At 65.5% G+C, this 13,924-nt stretch carries 18 protein-coding genes; 15 read left to right on the top strand and 3 right to left on the bottom strand.

What is annotated here, in order from left to right; all coding sequences use genetic code 11:
- Position 1: 1 nt before the first annotated feature.
- From rplR to ACYX7E_RS06655, 12 genes are all read left to right on the top strand, one after another.
- Entirely contained in the window at positions 2-355 is a 354-nt protein-coding gene (gene rplR / locus ACYX7E_RS06710) for a 50S ribosomal protein L18 (protein ID WP_462079792.1), read from the top strand.
- A gap of 224 nt (positions 356-579) precedes the next feature.
- Positions 580-1,119: a 30S ribosomal protein S5 gene (gene rpsE, locus ACYX7E_RS06705; RefSeq protein WP_462079791.1), complete on the top strand. Its 540-nt coding sequence runs from the start codon at positions 580-582 to the stop codon at positions 1,117-1,119.
- Positions 1,112-1,309: a 50S ribosomal protein L30 gene (rpmD, locus tag ACYX7E_RS06700; protein ID WP_462079790.1), complete on the top strand. Its 198-nt coding sequence runs from the start codon at positions 1,112-1,114 to the stop codon at positions 1,307-1,309. Before rpsE ends, rpmD begins: the two co-directional genes overlap by 8 nt.
- A 4-nt stretch (positions 1,310-1,313) precedes the next feature.
- Positions 1,314-1,748, top strand: coding sequence for a 50S ribosomal protein L15 (gene rplO / locus ACYX7E_RS06695; protein WP_462079789.1), 435 nt, complete (start codon positions 1,314-1,316; stop codon positions 1,746-1,748).
- 6 nt (positions 1,749-1,754) lie between these two features.
- A complete protein-coding gene (secY, locus tag ACYX7E_RS06690; protein ID WP_462079788.1) occupies positions 1,755-3,101 on the top strand; it encodes a preprotein translocase subunit SecY in 1,347 nt (448 codons plus the stop codon).
- 377 nt (positions 3,102-3,478) lie between these two features.
- Complete coding sequence (gene rpsM, locus ACYX7E_RS06685) at positions 3,479-3,835, top strand: 30S ribosomal protein S13 (RefSeq protein ID WP_462079787.1); 357 nt, start codon at positions 3,479-3,481, stop codon at positions 3,833-3,835.
- 15 nt (positions 3,836-3,850) lie between these two features.
- Positions 3,851-4,243: a 30S ribosomal protein S11 gene (rpsK, locus tag ACYX7E_RS06680; RefSeq protein WP_462079786.1), complete on the top strand. Its 393-nt coding sequence runs from the start codon at positions 3,851-3,853 to the stop codon at positions 4,241-4,243.
- A gap of 15 nt (positions 4,244-4,258) precedes the next feature.
- The gene (gene rpsD / locus ACYX7E_RS06675) at positions 4,259-4,888 is read left to right on the top strand and encodes a 30S ribosomal protein S4 (protein ID WP_462079785.1); all 630 of its coding nucleotides are present in this window, start codon (positions 4,259-4,261) and stop codon (positions 4,886-4,888) included.
- Positions 4,889-4,936: 48 nt separating this feature from the next.
- On the top strand, positions 4,937-5,935 hold the full coding sequence (locus ACYX7E_RS06670; RefSeq protein ID WP_462079784.1) for a DNA-directed RNA polymerase subunit alpha: 999 nt from the start codon (positions 4,937-4,939) through the stop codon (positions 5,933-5,935).
- Between the two features lie 72 nt (positions 5,936-6,007).
- Entirely contained in the window at positions 6,008-6,388 is a 381-nt protein-coding gene (gene rplQ, locus ACYX7E_RS06665) for a 50S ribosomal protein L17 (protein WP_462079783.1), read from the top strand.
- A gap of 120 nt (positions 6,389-6,508) precedes the next feature.
- Positions 6,509-7,006: a disulfide bond formation protein B gene (locus ACYX7E_RS06660; protein WP_462079782.1), complete on the top strand. Its 498-nt coding sequence runs from the start codon at positions 6,509-6,511 to the stop codon at positions 7,004-7,006.
- A gap of 117 nt (positions 7,007-7,123) precedes the next feature.
- Positions 7,124-8,494: a class II 3-deoxy-7-phosphoheptulonate synthase gene (locus ACYX7E_RS06655; protein ID WP_462079876.1), complete on the top strand. Its 1,371-nt coding sequence runs from the start codon at positions 7,124-7,126 to the stop codon at positions 8,492-8,494.
- 50 nt (positions 8,495-8,544) lie between these two features.
- Here the strand turns inward: ACYX7E_RS06655 and ACYX7E_RS06650 are convergent, their stop codons facing one another.
- The 3 genes from ACYX7E_RS06650 to typA are packed head-to-tail and all read right to left on the bottom strand — an operon-like array spanning position 8,545 to position 11,428.
- Positions 8,545-9,018: a DUF2127 domain-containing protein gene (locus ACYX7E_RS06650; RefSeq protein ID WP_462079781.1), complete on the bottom strand. Its 474-nt coding sequence runs from the start codon at positions 9,016-9,018 to the stop codon at positions 8,545-8,547.
- A complete protein-coding gene (locus ACYX7E_RS06645) occupies positions 9,018-9,602 on the bottom strand; it encodes a 2'-5' RNA ligase family protein (RefSeq protein WP_462079780.1) in 585 nt (194 codons plus the stop codon). Before ACYX7E_RS06645 ends, ACYX7E_RS06650 begins: the two co-directional genes overlap by 1 nt.
- Complete coding sequence (typA, locus tag ACYX7E_RS06640; RefSeq protein ID WP_462079779.1) at positions 9,599-11,428, bottom strand: translational GTPase TypA; 1,830 nt, start codon at positions 11,426-11,428, stop codon at positions 9,599-9,601. The genes ACYX7E_RS06645 and typA overlap by 4 nt, the downstream gene beginning before the upstream one ends.
- A 124-nt stretch (positions 11,429-11,552) precedes the next feature.
- Between typA and ACYX7E_RS06635 the strand changes: the two genes are divergently transcribed.
- The 3 genes from ACYX7E_RS06635 (at position 11,553) to ACYX7E_RS06625 (ending at position 13,888) form a co-directional block, all read left to right on the top strand.
- On the top strand, positions 11,553-12,047 hold the full coding sequence (locus tag ACYX7E_RS06635; protein ID WP_462079778.1) for a peptidylprolyl isomerase: 495 nt from the start codon (positions 11,553-11,555) through the stop codon (positions 12,045-12,047).
- Positions 12,048-12,315: 268 nt separating this feature from the next.
- The gene (locus ACYX7E_RS06630) at positions 12,316-13,515 is read left to right on the top strand and encodes an aminotransferase class I/II-fold pyridoxal phosphate-dependent enzyme (RefSeq protein ID WP_462079777.1); all 1,200 of its coding nucleotides are present in this window, start codon (positions 12,316-12,318) and stop codon (positions 13,513-13,515) included.
- A gap of 16 nt (positions 13,516-13,531) precedes the next feature.
- Positions 13,532-13,888 (top strand): glutaredoxin family protein, encoded by a 357-nt coding sequence (locus tag ACYX7E_RS06625; protein WP_462079776.1) that lies wholly within the window; start codon positions 13,532-13,534, stop codon positions 13,886-13,888.
- Positions 13,889-13,924 lie beyond the last annotated feature (36 nt).

The following is a 13,924-nucleotide window of genomic DNA, read 5'->3' as shown; positions in this document are numbered from 1 at the left end:
CATGGACAAGAAAATCGCCCGCCTTCGCCGCGCCAAGTCGACCCGCTCGCATATCCGCGTGCTGGGCGTGCCGCGCCTGTCGGTCCTGCGTACCGGTCAGCATCTGTATGCCCAGGTCTTCACGGCCGACGGCTCCAAGGTCCTGGCGTCGGCCAGCACCACTCAGGCCAGCGTCCGCGACGGCCTGAAGAGCGGCAAGAACGTCGAAGCCGCCGCCAAGGTTGGCCGTTCGATCGCCGAAGCCGCCAAGGCTGCCGGCATCGACAAGGTGGCGTTCGACCGTTCCGGTTACCGTTACCACGGCCGCGTCAAGGCGCTGGCCGATGCAGCCCGCGAAGGCGGCCTGCAGTTCTGATCCTGCGCACGAGGGCCCTGGTGCCGTCGTTGCGTGCGTGAACCGGCGGGTTTCGTCCCGCCGATGCTTGAAAGGGTGGGGATCCGTCTCCACGCTTGTGTTTCCTGCCGGTGCGGGCTGCACCGGTCGTCCGTCGCCTTCTGCGCGACGACGCGATCCACCGCGACATTCCACAACCATAAGCGGCGTAGCCGTACATTCCCCAACGACACAAGGCATATCACATGGCAAACGAAAGAGAGCCCCGCGGGCGCGACCGTAATCGCGATCGCGAAGAGATGGACGACGGCATGGTCGAGAAGCTGGTCGCGGTCAACCGCGTCAGCAAGACCGTCAAGGGCGGTCGCCAGTTCACGTTCACCGCGCTGACCGTGGTCGGCGACGGCAACGGCAAGGTCGGTTTCGGTTACGGCAAGGCGCGCGAAGTGCCGGTCGCGATCCAGAAGTCGATGGAAGGCGCCCGCAAGAACCTGAAGACCGTCGACCTGAATGGTTCGACCCTGTGGCACACGGTGAAGTCCGGCCACGGTGCGGCGCGCGTGTTCATGCAGCCCGCTTCGGAAGGTACCGGCGTCATTGCCGGTGGTGCGATGCGCGCCGTGCTGGAAGCCGTCGGCGTCAAGGACGTGCTGGCCAAGGCCGTGGGTTCGCGTAACCCGATCAACCTGGTGCGCGCGACCATCCGCGGCCTGACCGAAATGCACTCGCCGGCGCAGATCGCTGCCAAGCGCGGCAAGAAGGTTGAGGATATCCACCATGGCTAATAACGAAAACAAGGGCGGCACTGTGAAAGTGCGTCTGGTCAAGGGTCTGCGCGGTTCGCAGGCCAAGCACCGCCTGTCGGTGCGTGCGCTTGGCCTGAACAAGCTCAACGACGTCCGTGAACTCAAGGACAGCCCGCAGGTTCGTGGCCTGATCAACAAGGTCCATTACCTGGTCCAGGTCGAGGAATAATCCGATGAAGCTCAATACACTCAAGCCGGCCGATGGCGCCCGCCAGGACCGCAAGCGCGTAGGCCGCGGTATCGGTTCGGGCCTCGGCAAGACCGCGGGTCGCGGTCACAAGGGTTCGTTCGCGCGTTCCGGAAAGGGCAAGATCAAAGCCGGCTTCGAAGGCGGCCAGATGCCGATGCACATGCGTCTGCCGAAGGTCGGTTTCCGCTCCAAGCTCAAGCTCGACACAGCTGAAGTGATGCTCTACCAGCTCGACAAGCTCGACGGCGACGTCGACTTTGCCGCGCTGCGTGCCGCCAAGCTGGTGCCCAGCACCGCCAAGCGCGCGAAGATCGTCAAGAAGGGTGAGATCAGCAAGAAGCTCGTGCTGAAGGGTGTGCTGGCGACGGCCGGTGCGAAGGCAGCGATCGAAGCTGCTGGCGGCAAGGTCGAGGAGTAAGCACGGATGGCGCGAGGCGGCATCGGCGATGGCCTGGGCAAGTTCACTGAACTGCGCCAGCGCCTGTTGTTCGTGCTTGGGGCGTTGATCGTCTACCGCATCGGGTGCTACATCCCGGTGCCGGGCGTCAACCCCGAGGCCATGCTGCAGCTGATGGAGCAGAATCAGGGCACCATCGTGGACATGTTCAACATGTTCTCGGGTGGTGCGCTGGAGCGCTTCAGCCTGTTCGCGCTGAACGTGGTGCCCTACATCTCTGCATCCATCGTGATGCAGCTGCTGGTGCAGGTGGTGCCGAGCCTGAAGGCCATCCAGAAGGAAGGCGAGTCGGGTCGGCGCCGGATCACCCAGTGGTCGCGCATCGGCGCGATTCCGCTGGCGATCTTCCAGTCCGCCGGCATCGCGATGGCGCTGCAGAGTCAGGGCGCGTCCAACGGTCTTCCGGTCGTGTATTCGCCGGGCATGGGCTTCGTGTTGACTGCGGTCGTGGCATTGACCGCCGGCACGATGTTCCTGGTGTGGCTGGGCGAGCAGGTGACCGAGCGCGGCATCGGCAACGGTGTGTCGCTGATCATCTTCGCCGGCATCGTCGCCGGTCTCCCGGGTGCGGTGCTCGGCACGCTCAACGGCGTCCAGAATGGCGACATCTCGGTCATCTCGGTGATCCTGATCGCGGTGATCGTCGCTGCGGTGACGTTCTTCGTGGTGTTCGTCGAGCGTGGCCAGCGCCGGATCACGGTCAACTACGCGCGTCGACAGGGTGGGCGTAACGCCTACATGAACCAGAGCTCGTTCCTGCCGCTCAAGCTCAACATGGCGGGCGTGATCCCGGCGATCTTCGCATCGTCGATCATCATGTTCCCGGCCACGATCTCGACCTGGTTCAGCCAGGCCGGTTCGGCGCCGTGGTTGCAGCGCGTGGCGCAGGCGGTCTCGCCGGGCGAGCCGCTGTACGCCATCCTGTATGCCGCGCTGATCGGTGGCTTCGCGTTCTTCTACACCGCGCTGGTGTTCAACTCGCAGGAAACCGCCGACAACCTGAAGAAGTCCGGTGCGCTGATCCCGGGCATCCGTCCGGGCAAGGCGACGGCCGACTACATCGATGGCGTGCTGACGCGGTTGACCGCGGCCGGTGCCGCCTACCTGGTGCTGGTCTGCCTGACGCCCGAGTTCATGCGTGCTGAGTTCAATACTTCGTTCTACTTCGGCGGCACGTCGTTGCTGATCGTGGTGGTCGTGGTCATGGACTTCATTGCCCAGATCCAGGCGCACCTGATGTCGCACCAGTACGAGAGCCTGTTGAAGAAGGCCAACCTGAAGGGATCGCGCGGCAGCCTGCCGGGCCGTTCCTGAGGAATCGTTCAGATCCTGCCGGCCTGGTCCGGCGGGAATCCCGGTCAGCCTGACAGGCCAGCCGGTTCCGGCACCTCGGTGCCAACGGACCGCGGACATCCACGCCGCGATCCAAGATGGGCGACTCGCGCTGTGGTCTCGTGCGCGAGTGGTTCCAGGCCGTCAACGCGCGCCAGAGTAGCGCGCGGGAGCGGGTGGGGGTGACCCCGTCCGTTCAGCCAGGAACCGTCGCCGGAGCATGGGCACACTCCCCATGCCGGGCCGATTGTCGCCTTGTGCGGCAGTGGGCTTCCTCAGAAGCCGAGACCCTGTTAGAATTTCGTGTTCACTCGGCCAGATTTTATCGTCTGGCGTCTCAACCAGTTGGAGATCCGCGCATGGCGCGTATTGCAGGTGTCAACCTGCCTGCCCAGAAACACGTCTGGGTCGGGCTGCAAAGCATCTACGGCATTGGCCGTACCCGTTCGAAGCAGGTCTGCGAAGCCGCAGGCGTGACTTCCACCACCAAGATCCGCGATCTGTCCGAGCCTGACGTCGAGCGTTTGCGTGCTGAAGTCGGCAAGTACGTGGTCGAAGGCGACCTGCGCCGCGAAATCGGCATGGCGATCAAGCGTCTGATGGACCTGGCCTGCTACCGCGGCCTGCGTCACCGCCGCGGCCTCCCGCTGCGTGGCCAGCGTACCCGGACCAATGCCCGTACCCGCAAGGGTCCGCGCAAGGCCATCAGGAAATAATCGAGGATATCGACCATGGCCAAGCCTTCAGCAGCCAAACCGAAGAAGAAGATCAAGCGCGTCGTCACCGACGGCATCGCCCACGTCCACGCTTCGTTCAACAACACCATCGTCACGATCACCGACCGCCAGGGCAATGCCCTGTCGTGGGCGACCTCGGGCGGCGCGGGTTTCCGCGGTTCCCGCAAGTCCACCCCGTTCGCGGCCCAGGTCGCAGCGGAGAAAGCCGGCAAGGCCGCGCTGGACTACGGCGTGAAGTCGCTGGAAGTGCGCATCAAGGGCCCGGGTCCGGGTCGTGAGTCGGCCGTGCGTTCGTTGAACAACGTGGGCTACAAGATCACCAACATCATCGACGTGACGCCGATCCCGCACAACGGGTGCCGTCCGCCGAAGAAGCGTCGCGTCTAAGGGAGCGATAAGAAAATGGCTCGTTATATCGGTCCTACCTGCAAGCTCGCGCGCCGTGAAGGCGCCGACCTGTCGCTGAAAAGCCCTGCCCGCGCACTGGATTCCAAGTGCAAGCTCGAGCAGAAGCCCGGTCAGCATGGCGCCACCGCCCGCAAGGGCAAGCTGTCCGACTACGCCACCCAGCTTCGCGAGAAGCAGAAGGTCAAGCGTATCTACGGTCTGCTGGAGCGCCAGTTCCGCAACTATTACAAGAAGGCGTCGACGAAGAAGGGCAACACGGGTGAAAACCTGCTGCAGCTCCTTGAGACCCGCCTGGACAACGTCGTCTACCGCATGGGTTTCGCGGTGACCCGTCCGTCGGCCCGTCAGCTGGTCTCGCACCGCGGCGTGACCGTCAACGGCAAGCCGGTCAACCTGCCGTCCTACCAGGTCAAGGCGGGCGACGCGATCGCGCTGTCGGAGAAGGCCCAGAAGCAGCTGCGCGTCCAGGAAGCCCTGGGTGTCGCCGCGACGATGGACCTGTCCCCGGGTTGGGTCGAGGTTGATTCGAAGAAGTTCAGCGGCGTGTTCAAGGCGGTTCCTGATCGCAGCGATCTGCCTGCGGACATCAACGAAGCGCTGATCGTCGAGTTGTATTCGAAGTAATCAATCAGGCATCGCCTCCCCCAGGCGATGCCCCAGGAGACGCCAAACATGACGGTTACCGCCAATCAGGTCCTGCGCCCGCGCGGCCCCCAGATCGAACGCCTTGCCGGAAACCGCGCGAAGGTCGTGATCGAGCCGCTGGAGCGTGGCTACGGCCATACGCTGGGCAACGCCCTGCGTCGCGTGTTGTTGTCGTCGATCCCCGGCTTTGCCGTAACGGAAGTCGAGATCGACGGCGTGCTGCATGAGTACAGCACGATCGAAGGTCTGCAGGAAGACGTGCTGGAAGTCCTGCTGAACCTGAAGGATGTCGCCATCCGCATGGGTACCGGCGACAATTCCACGCTGTCGCTCAGCAAGTCGGGTCCCGGCGTTGTCACCGCGGCCGACATCAAGACCGACCACAACGTCGAGATCCTCAATGGCGACCACGTGATCTGCCATCTGACCAAGGATGCGTCGATCAACATGCGCCTGAAGATCGAGCGCGGCTTCGGCTACCAGCCGGCCTCGGCGCGTCGTCGTCCGGACGAGGAGACCCGTGCCATCGGTCGCCTGGTGCTGGATGCGTCGTTCTCGCCCGTCCGTCGCGTGGCCTACGAAGTCGAAGCCGCTCGCGTCGAGCAGCGCACCGACCTCGACAAGCTGGTGCTCGACATCGAGACCAACGGCACCATCGATGCGGAAGAAGCCGTGCGTACCGCGGCCGACATCCTGACCGACCAGCTGTCGGTGTTCGGTGACTTCACCCACCGCGACCGTGGCGCTGCGAAGCCGACGGCCCCGGGCGTGGATCCGATCCTGCTGCGTCCGATCGACGACCTCGAGCTGACGGTGCGTTCGGCCAACTGCCTGAAGGCCGAGAGCATCTACTACATCGGCGATCTGATCCAGAAGACCGAAGTCGAACTGCTGAAGACGCCGAACCTGGGCAAGAAGTCGCTGACCGAGATCAAGGAAGTCCTCGCGCAGCGTGGCCTTTCGCTCGGCATGAAGCTGGAAAACTGGCCGCCGGCCGGTGTGTCCAGCCACGGCATGCTCGGATAACCAACACACGCGGATGTTTCCGCAAGCGCCCGGCCAGATGTGGCAGGGGTTTCAAAGACAGGAATCAAGACCATGCGCCACCAGAAAGCCGGACGCAAATTCAACCGGACCAGTGCCCACCGCCAGGCGATGTTCAGCAACATGGCGGCGTCGCTGTTCAAGAACGAACTGATCAAGACCACGCTGCCCAAGGCGAAGGAACTTCGCCGCGTCGCAGAGCCGCTGATCACGGTTTCCAAGGTCGATGGCGTTGCCAATCGTCGTCTTGCTTTCGCGCGCCTGCGTGACAAGGAAGCGGTGGGCAAGCTGTTCGTCGAGCTCGGCCCGCGTTACCAGAACCGCCCGGGCGGTTACCTGCGGATCCTCAAGTGCGGCTTCCGCGACGGCGACAATGCGCCGATGGCGTATGTCGAGCTGGTCGATCGTCCGCAGGCTGTTGCCGACTCGGAGTAATCCATCCCTGGATCCGGCGCTTGCCGGAGTCCATGAATGGAACAGAACCCCGGCCTTGCCGGGGTTTTTGTTTTGCAGCCTGCGCGGGATAATACCGGCGCTCTCCAGGACGTGACCCCGATGAATCCTCTCCGCTGGTCGTTCCGTGCGCAGTGCCTTGCCGGCGCCATCGCCTGTTTTGCGTTGATCGGTTTCGCGATCTACTCGCAGCTGCAGTGGGGGCTCGATCCGTGCCCGTTGTGCATCTTCCAGCGGATCGCGTTCGCGGCGCTGGGCCTGGTGCTGCTGGTGGCCGGCCTGCACGCGCCGCGCGGCGTGGGCGGGCGGCGGACCTACGGGCTGCTCGGCCTGGTCACGGCCGCGGTCGGCATCGGGATCGCCGGGCGCCATGTCTGGATCCAGTTGTTCCCGCCTGCGGTGCCCTCGTGCGGCGCGCCGCTGTCGTTCATGCGCGAAAGCATGTCGACGCCGACGCTGATCCAGAAGGTGCTGACCGGCAACGGCGACTGCGGCCTGGTGGACTGGACCTTCCTGGGCCTGTCGATGCCGGCCTGGAGCCTGGTGTGGTTCGTGCTGCTGGCCCTGTGGGCGCTGCATGCCGGTTTCCGCAAACGCTGAAGACGGTTGGACCGGACGCCGTCCGGTGGCATCTTCCGCGCAACGCTACGCAACGTCCCGGCCGTGCCGGGGCACAGGACATCCCTCATGAACAAGTCCGACCGTCCGATCCAAGCCGTGAACCTGCCTGCTGGCTGGACTCCTGACAGCTGGCGTTCGCGCCCGGCGCTGCAGATGCCGACCTATCCCGATGCCGCCGAACTGGCCGAGGTGCAGCAGGAGCTGCGCGCGTTGCCGCCGCTGGTGACCTCGTGGGAGATCATGGCGCTCAAGCAGCAGATCGCCGACGCGCAGGAAGGCAAGCGCTTCCTGTTGCAGGGCGGGGATTGCGCCGAGAATTTCGCCGACTGCACATCGGACCTGATTTCGAACCGGCTCAAGGTGCTGCTGCAGATGAGCCTGGTGCTGGTGCATGGCCTGCGCATCCCGGTGATCCGGGTCGGCCGCTTCGCTGGCCAGTATGCAAAGCCGCGCTCGGCCGATACCGAGACCCGTGGCGACATCACCCTGCCGAGCTATCGCGGCGACATCGTCAACAAGCCCGAGTTCACCGAGCAGGCCCGCGTGCCGGACCCGCGCCGGATGATCAAGGCGCATGCCCGTTCGGCGATGACGATGAACTTCGTGCGCTCGCTGATCGACGGCGGCTTCGCCGACCTGCACCACCCCGAGTACTGGGGGCTGGGCTGGGTCGGCGACTCTCCGCTGGCCGAGGAATACCAGCGCATGGTCAACGGCCTGGGCGATGCGGTGCGCTTCATGGAAACGCTGGTCGGCACGCAGATCCACGACCTCAAGCGCGTCGATTTCTACACCTCGCACGAGGCCTTGCTGCTGCCCTACGAGGAAGCGCAGACCCGCGAGGTGCCGCGCCAGTGGGGCTGGTTCAACCTCAGCACGCATTTCCCGTGGGTCGGCATGCGCACAGCGGCGCTGGACGGCGCGCACGCCGAGTACTTCCGCGGCATCCGCAATCCGATCGCGGTCAAGGTCGGCCCGTCGGTGACGCCGGACCAGTTGCTGCGCCTGATCGACCTGTTGAACCCCGACGACGAACCCGGCCGCCTGAGCCTGATCCATCGCATGGGCGCGGCGCACGTCGCCGACAAGCTGCCGACGCTGCTGGACACGGTCAAGCGCGAGGGTCGCCGGGTGCTGTGGATCTGTGATCCGATGCACGGCAACACCGAGTCCACCAGCAATGGTTACAAGACCCGCCGCTTCGACAACATCCGCAGCGAGATCGAGCAGTCGTTCGACCTGCATGCCGCGGCCGGGACGCGCCTGGGTGGCGTGCACCTGGAGTTGACCGGCGAGGACGTCACCGAATGCACCGGTGGTGCGCGTGACCTGACCGAGCGCGATCTCGAGCGCGCATACCGGTCCAGCGTCGATCCACGCCTGAACTATGAGCAGGCGTTGGAGATCGCGATGTCGATCGTGCGCAAGCAGGTCCAGGTCGGCCGCGCGACCGGCCTGGGCGCCTGACGCGTCCAGAACGGCCCACAAGCGGGGCCAGGCGCGCCACGCGTGCGCGGTCAGCGCTGCCGGGGTTTGTTGCCCGGCTGGCGCCGGCGCAGGTCGCGTGCGAGCACCAGCACGATCAGCAGATTGAGCAGGAACACGCCCCAGGTCAGCCAGTCGGGATGCTGCCACAGGGCGTAGATCTCGAACGGCAGATAGGCCGCGGCGCCGATCACGCCGAGCCATGACGCCCAGGCGCGGTGGCGCCACAACCCCCAGCCTTCGAGCAGGCGCATGCCGGCGTAGATCACCGCGATGCCGATCGCGATGTGCAGCGTCTGCGGCGTGATCGCATCGAGCATGGCGGTACTGCCGCGTGCGGTCCCGGCGCCGAAGCGCGCAAGCACGCGTTCGAGTTCGTGCTGCAAGGCATCCGGGCCGATCAGCGCGAGCGCGGCAGCGGCGAGCAGGGCGATGACGCCCTTGGCGGCTTCGAACAGCGCGATCGCGCGCAGGCCATTATGCCTGTCTTCGGCGTCGACGGACATCAGAACAACGCGTCCTGTCGTGGCGGCACCGGCAAGGCCGGGCCGCTCAGTGGCCATGCGGCGACGACGTCGTAGTGGCCGCCGGGATTGAACAGCAGTTCGAAGCCGTCGACGACGAGGGCGTCGCTGCTGCAGTCCACGGACTCCAGCCAGGGCTGCGGCGGAAGTCGCTTGTCGAGATAGGCGAGGGTGACATGCGGTTGGCTGATGACCTGTTCCGGCGCGATGCCGCAGCGGCGGATCGCATCGCGTGTCGCATCGCACAGTGCCTGCAGCGCGGGGCAGGGATGCGGCAGTGCCACCACGGCCCCCGATTGCGGCCAGTAGGCGAGACGTTCGATCGTCCAGGCATGCGCTGGAGTGCGCGCGGCGGCATCGGCGAAAGCGCCGAGCAGGGCCGGGCTTGTCAGGTGGCCGACATCGTGGCCGATGAAGCAGAGCGTGGCGTGCCATTGGTCGGCACGCCGCATCTGCAGGCGCGGCGCGTCAGCGGGACCCGCCGCCTGCAGCCGTCGCGAGACGGCCGCGAACACTGCCCGGCCGTCGGCACTGGGCCGCCACGCCGGGAACAATGCCTGGCTCACGCTGCGCGGCTGGCCCGCTTGCGATCGCTTTCGGTCAGGAACTTCTTGCGCAGGCGGATTTCCTTCGGCGTGATCTCGACCAGCTCGTCGTCGTCGATGAAGTCCAGTGCCTGTTCCAGCGTGTACTTGATGGCCGGGGTCAGCTGGATCGCATCGTCCTTGCCCGAGGCGCGCATGTTGGTCAGCGGCTTGGGCTTGATCGCGTTGACGGTCAGGTCGTTGTCCTTGGAATGGATGCCGATCAGCTGGCCTTCGTAGACCGAGTCGCCCTCAGCGGCGAACAGCTTGCCACGCTCCTGCAGCGGCCCCAGCGAGTAGGCGGGGGTGGTGCCCGGTGCATTGGCGATCATCACGCCGTTCAGGCGCTTGGCGATCGAACCCTGTTCCTTGGGACCGTAATGGTCGAACACGTGGAACAGCAGGCCTGAACCCTGGGTCAGGGTCCTGAACTCGTTCTGGAAGCCGATCAGTCCGCGTGCCGGGATCATGTAGTCCAGGCGGACGCGACCCTTGCCGTCGGGCTCCATGTTCTTCAGCTGGCCCTTGCGGGTGCCCAGCTTTTCCATGACGCCGCCCTGGTGGATTTCCTCGACGTCGACGACCAGTTGCTCGATCGGCTCCATCAGCTGGCCGTCGATCTCCTTGATGATGACTTCCGGGCGCGACACGGCGAGCTCGAAGCCCTCGCGGCGCATCGTCTCGATCAGCACCGACAGGTGCAGTTCGCCACGGCCGGAGACCAGGAACTTGTCGGCGTCCGAACCCTGCTCGACCTTCAGCGCTACGTTGTGGACCTGCTCGCGCTCGAGGCGGTCGCGGATCTGGCGGCTGGTCAGGAACTTGCCACCCGACAGGTCCTTGTTACCTGCGAACGGCGAGTTGTTGACCTGGAAGGTCATGCTGATCGTCGGCTCGTCGACGGTCAGCGCGGGCAGCGCTTCCGGCGTGTCGAGCGCGCAGACGGTGTCGGAGATGGTCAGCTCCTGGATGCCGGAGATCGCGACGATGTCGCCGGCGCCGGCGGTGTCCTGCTCGATGCGCTCCAGGCCCATGAAGCCGAGCACCTGCAGGACCTTGCCCTGGCGCTTCTTGCCTTCACGGTCGATGACCGAGACCGGCATGTTCTTCTTCAGCGTGCCGCGCTGGATGCGGCCGATGCCGATGACGCCGACGAAATTGTTGTAGTCCAGCTGGCTGATGCGCATCTGGAACGGGCCATCGGGATCGACCGACGGCGGCGCCACGTGCTGCATGATCGCCTCGTACAGCGGGGTCATGTCGCCGTCGCGGGCGCTGTCGTCGAGGCTGGCATAGCCATGCAGCGCCGAGGCGTAGACGATCGGGAAGTCGAGCTGCTCGTTGGTCGCGCCCAGCTTGTCGAACAGGTCGAACACCTGGTCGATGACCCAGTCCGGACGGGCGCCCGGGCGGTCGATCTTGTTGACGACGACGATCGGCTTGAAGCCCATCGCGAACGCCTTCTGGGTCACGAACCGCGTCTGCGGCATCGGGCCGTCCATCGCGTCGACCAGGATCAGCACCGAGTCGACCATCGACAGCACGCGCTCGACCTCGCCACCGAAGTCGGCGTGTCCGGGCGTATCGACGATGTTGATGCGGTTGCCTTGCCAGGTGATGGCGGTGTTCTTGGCCAGGATCGTGATGCCACGTTCCTTTTCCTGGTCATTGCTGTCCATCACGCGCTCGGCAAGCACCGTGCGATCGGACAGGGTGCCGGACTGCTTCAGCAGGCAGTCAACGAGGGTGGTCTTGCCATGGTCGACGTGGGCGACGATGGCGATATTGCGCAGGCGTTCGATGGACATGGATTCGGGCATCGGGAATGCCGCACCCTGGTGCCGATCGATGGGCAGGGCGCGGGTGGTAGCGGAGGGAAGCCGGTTATTATATCGGGTCAACCGCCCCTGCTGGGCATCCGGAGATGAATAAATGAGCCTGACCGCCACTTTTGATACCGATCGCGGCACGATCAAGGTCGATCTGCACGCCGACAAGGCCCCCCTGACGGTCGCCAATTTCGTCAATCTGGCCCGTCGCGGCTTCTATGACGGCCTGAACTTCCACCGCGTGATCCCCGATTTCATGGTCCAGGGCGGCTGTCCGAACGGCACCGGCACCGGCGGCCCGGGCTACCGGTTCGAGGACGAGACCAGCAATGGCGTTCCGCATGAGCGTGGCGTGCTGTCGATGGCCAATGCCGGTCCGAGCACCAATGGCAGCCAGTTCTTCATCACCCACATCAAGACCGACTGGCTGGACGGCAAGCACACCGTGTTCGGCAAGGTCGTCGAAGGCCTGGACGTCGTCGATGCGATCAAGCAGGGCGATGCGATCAAGTCGATCAGGATCGAGGGCGACGCCGAGGCGGCCCTGGCGGCCAAGGCCGACCGCGTGGCCGAGTGGAACAAGATCCTCGCGGCCTGAGCTGGCCGGCCTGAGCTCGCGGGGCGCGCCGGCCTGGGCTGATCTGGCCGGCAGCTCTGGTCGGTCCGACCTGAGCGGGTCTGTCTGAGCGGTCCGCCCGCCGGCGCCGGATCTCCGGCCCGGTCCGGGCGTGCAGGCCAACGGCCGCCCGCAGTCAGGGAGGCCGACGCGACGGGCCGCCATGATAAAATCCGGCGCGCCGCAGCGACTGCGGCGCCCGGCCATCGCCGTTCTTCCGTCGTCGTCCACCGTCTCCGAGGTTCACTGAATGCCCCAGTTGGCCAAGCGCATGGGCCGTGCAAAGCCCAGCGCCATCATGTTGGTCGCTGAGAAAGCGAAGCGATTGAAGGCCGAAGGGCGGGACGTCATCAGTTTCTCGATCGGCGTGCCCAACTTTCTGCCCGGCGCGCACGTCTATGAGGCCGCTCGCGCCGCGCTCGAGACCGATTCCGGCCAGTACGGCAGCAACCGCGGTGGCGACGCCGTGCTGGACGCGTTCCTGGAGCATATCCAGGCGCTCGGCCTCGAGGGCTACAGTCGCGCCAACTGCGCGGTCGGCATCGGCGCCAAGAATCTGATCTATTCGATCGCCGAGGCGCTGCTGGACGACGGCGACGGTTTCGCGTTCCCGACGCCGTACTGGACCAGCTATGTCGATATCGCCGAGATCCTGAACGCGGATGTCCAACTGCTGGCCTGTCCGGCATCGCAGGACTACAAGCTGACGCCGGCGCAGCTGGACGAGGCGCTGGCACGCAAGCCCAAGCTGTTCCTGTTCAACAACCCGTCCAACCCGACCGGCATGGTCTACACCCGCGAGGAAATCGCCGCGCTGGCCGACGTGATCGCACGCCATCCCGATACCTGGGTCATCACCGACGACATCTACAACACGATGGTGTTCGACGGCGTGGGCTACCACAACTTCGTGCAGGCGCGTCCGGAACTGCGCGATCGCGTGATCTTCATCGACTCGCTGTCCAAGACCTACGGCATGCCCGGCTGGCGCGTGGGCTTCATGGCCGGCCCGGAAGTGATCGCCAGGGCGGTCACCACGCTCAACTCCAACAACATCACCTGCGTGACCGAAGTCGCCGCCGCCGCCGCGGCCGCCGCGCTGTCGGGGCCGCAGGACGTGCCGCAGCAGAAATGCGCGGAGTTCCAGGCCAAGCGCGACCAGGTCGTCGCGATGCTGGCCAGCATTCCCGGCGTCGTCTGCCCGAAACCGCAGGGTGCGTTCTACGTGTTCCCGGACATCAGCGTCGCGTTCGGCAAGTCGCATGACGGGACCCTGATCGCCAACGATGTCGATTTCTGCAATGCGCTGCTCGACGCCAAGGGCGTGGCCTGCGTGCCGGGATCGGCGTTCGGCGAGCCGCGTGCGCTCCGGATCAGCTATACCTGCCCGACGTCGCAGCTGGCGCCGGGGCTGGAGCGGATTCGCGCGTTCTTCGAAGAGCTGCGCTGAGGCGGACCGGCCCGGCATGCGCGCATTCGGCTGGCTGGTCCTGGTGGTGGTCGCAGGCGCGCTGCTCCATGTCCGCGGCGATGCCCAGGCCTCGCTGCATGCCGACGACCCGCGCCACCTCACCGGCGAAGACCGCATCGTGATGCTGGCGGCGCAGTGGTGCGGCTATTGCCGCAGGCAGCGCAAGGAATTCGACGCCGCCGACGTGCGTTACAAGGTGCTCGACATCGATACACCGCAAGGCGAACGCGCCCTGCGCGCCATTGGCGCGCGCGGCGTGCCGGTGACGGTGATCGGCCAGGATGTCATCCGCGGTTACGACACTGCGGCATTGCAGGAAAAACTCACCCCACTTGGCTATCGCGTCTACTGAGCGATGGCCGTATTCCCCACGGTACACGAGGACATG

The sequence above is a fragment of the Luteimonas sp. RIT-PG2_3 genome, assembly GCF_054902115.1.
This window is presented reverse-complemented; position numbering and strand designations above follow the sequence as displayed.

Coding starts and splice junctions, on each gene's coding strand:
- rplR (WP_462079792.1), top strand. CDS start 2: ATGGACAAGAAAATCGCCCGCCTTCGCCGCGCCAAGTCGACCCGCTCG.
- rpsE (WP_462079791.1), top strand. CDS start 580: ATGGCAAACGAAAGAGAGCCCCGCGGGCGCGACCGTAATCGCGATCGC.
- rpmD (WP_462079790.1), top strand. CDS start 1,112: ATGGCTAATAACGAAAACAAGGGCGGCACTGTGAAAGTGCGTCTGGTC.
- rplO (WP_462079789.1), top strand. CDS start 1,314: ATGAAGCTCAATACACTCAAGCCGGCCGATGGCGCCCGCCAGGACCGC.
- secY (WP_462079788.1), top strand. CDS start 1,755: ATGGCGCGAGGCGGCATCGGCGATGGCCTGGGCAAGTTCACTGAACTG.
- rpsM (WP_462079787.1), top strand. CDS start 3,479: ATGGCGCGTATTGCAGGTGTCAACCTGCCTGCCCAGAAACACGTCTGG.
- rpsK (WP_462079786.1), top strand. CDS start 3,851: ATGGCCAAGCCTTCAGCAGCCAAACCGAAGAAGAAGATCAAGCGCGTC.
- rpsD (WP_462079785.1), top strand. CDS start 4,259: ATGGCTCGTTATATCGGTCCTACCTGCAAGCTCGCGCGCCGTGAAGGC.
- ACYX7E_RS06670 (WP_462079784.1), top strand. CDS start 4,937: ATGACGGTTACCGCCAATCAGGTCCTGCGCCCGCGCGGCCCCCAGATC.
- rplQ (WP_462079783.1), top strand. CDS start 6,008: ATGCGCCACCAGAAAGCCGGACGCAAATTCAACCGGACCAGTGCCCAC.
- ACYX7E_RS06660 (WP_462079782.1), top strand. CDS start 6,509: ATGAATCCTCTCCGCTGGTCGTTCCGTGCGCAGTGCCTTGCCGGCGCC.
- ACYX7E_RS06650 (WP_462079781.1), bottom strand. CDS start 9,018: ATGTCCGTCGACGCCGAAGACAGGCATAATGGCCTGCGCGCGATCGCG.
- typA (WP_462079779.1), bottom strand. CDS start 11,428: ATGTCCATCGAACGCCTGCGCAATATCGCCATCGTCGCCCACGTCGAC.
- ACYX7E_RS06635 (WP_462079778.1), top strand. CDS start 11,553: ATGAGCCTGACCGCCACTTTTGATACCGATCGCGGCACGATCAAGGTC.
- ACYX7E_RS06630 (WP_462079777.1), top strand. CDS start 12,316: ATGCCCCAGTTGGCCAAGCGCATGGGCCGTGCAAAGCCCAGCGCCATC.
- ACYX7E_RS06625 (WP_462079776.1), top strand. CDS start 13,532: ATGCGCGCATTCGGCTGGCTGGTCCTGGTGGTGGTCGCAGGCGCGCTG.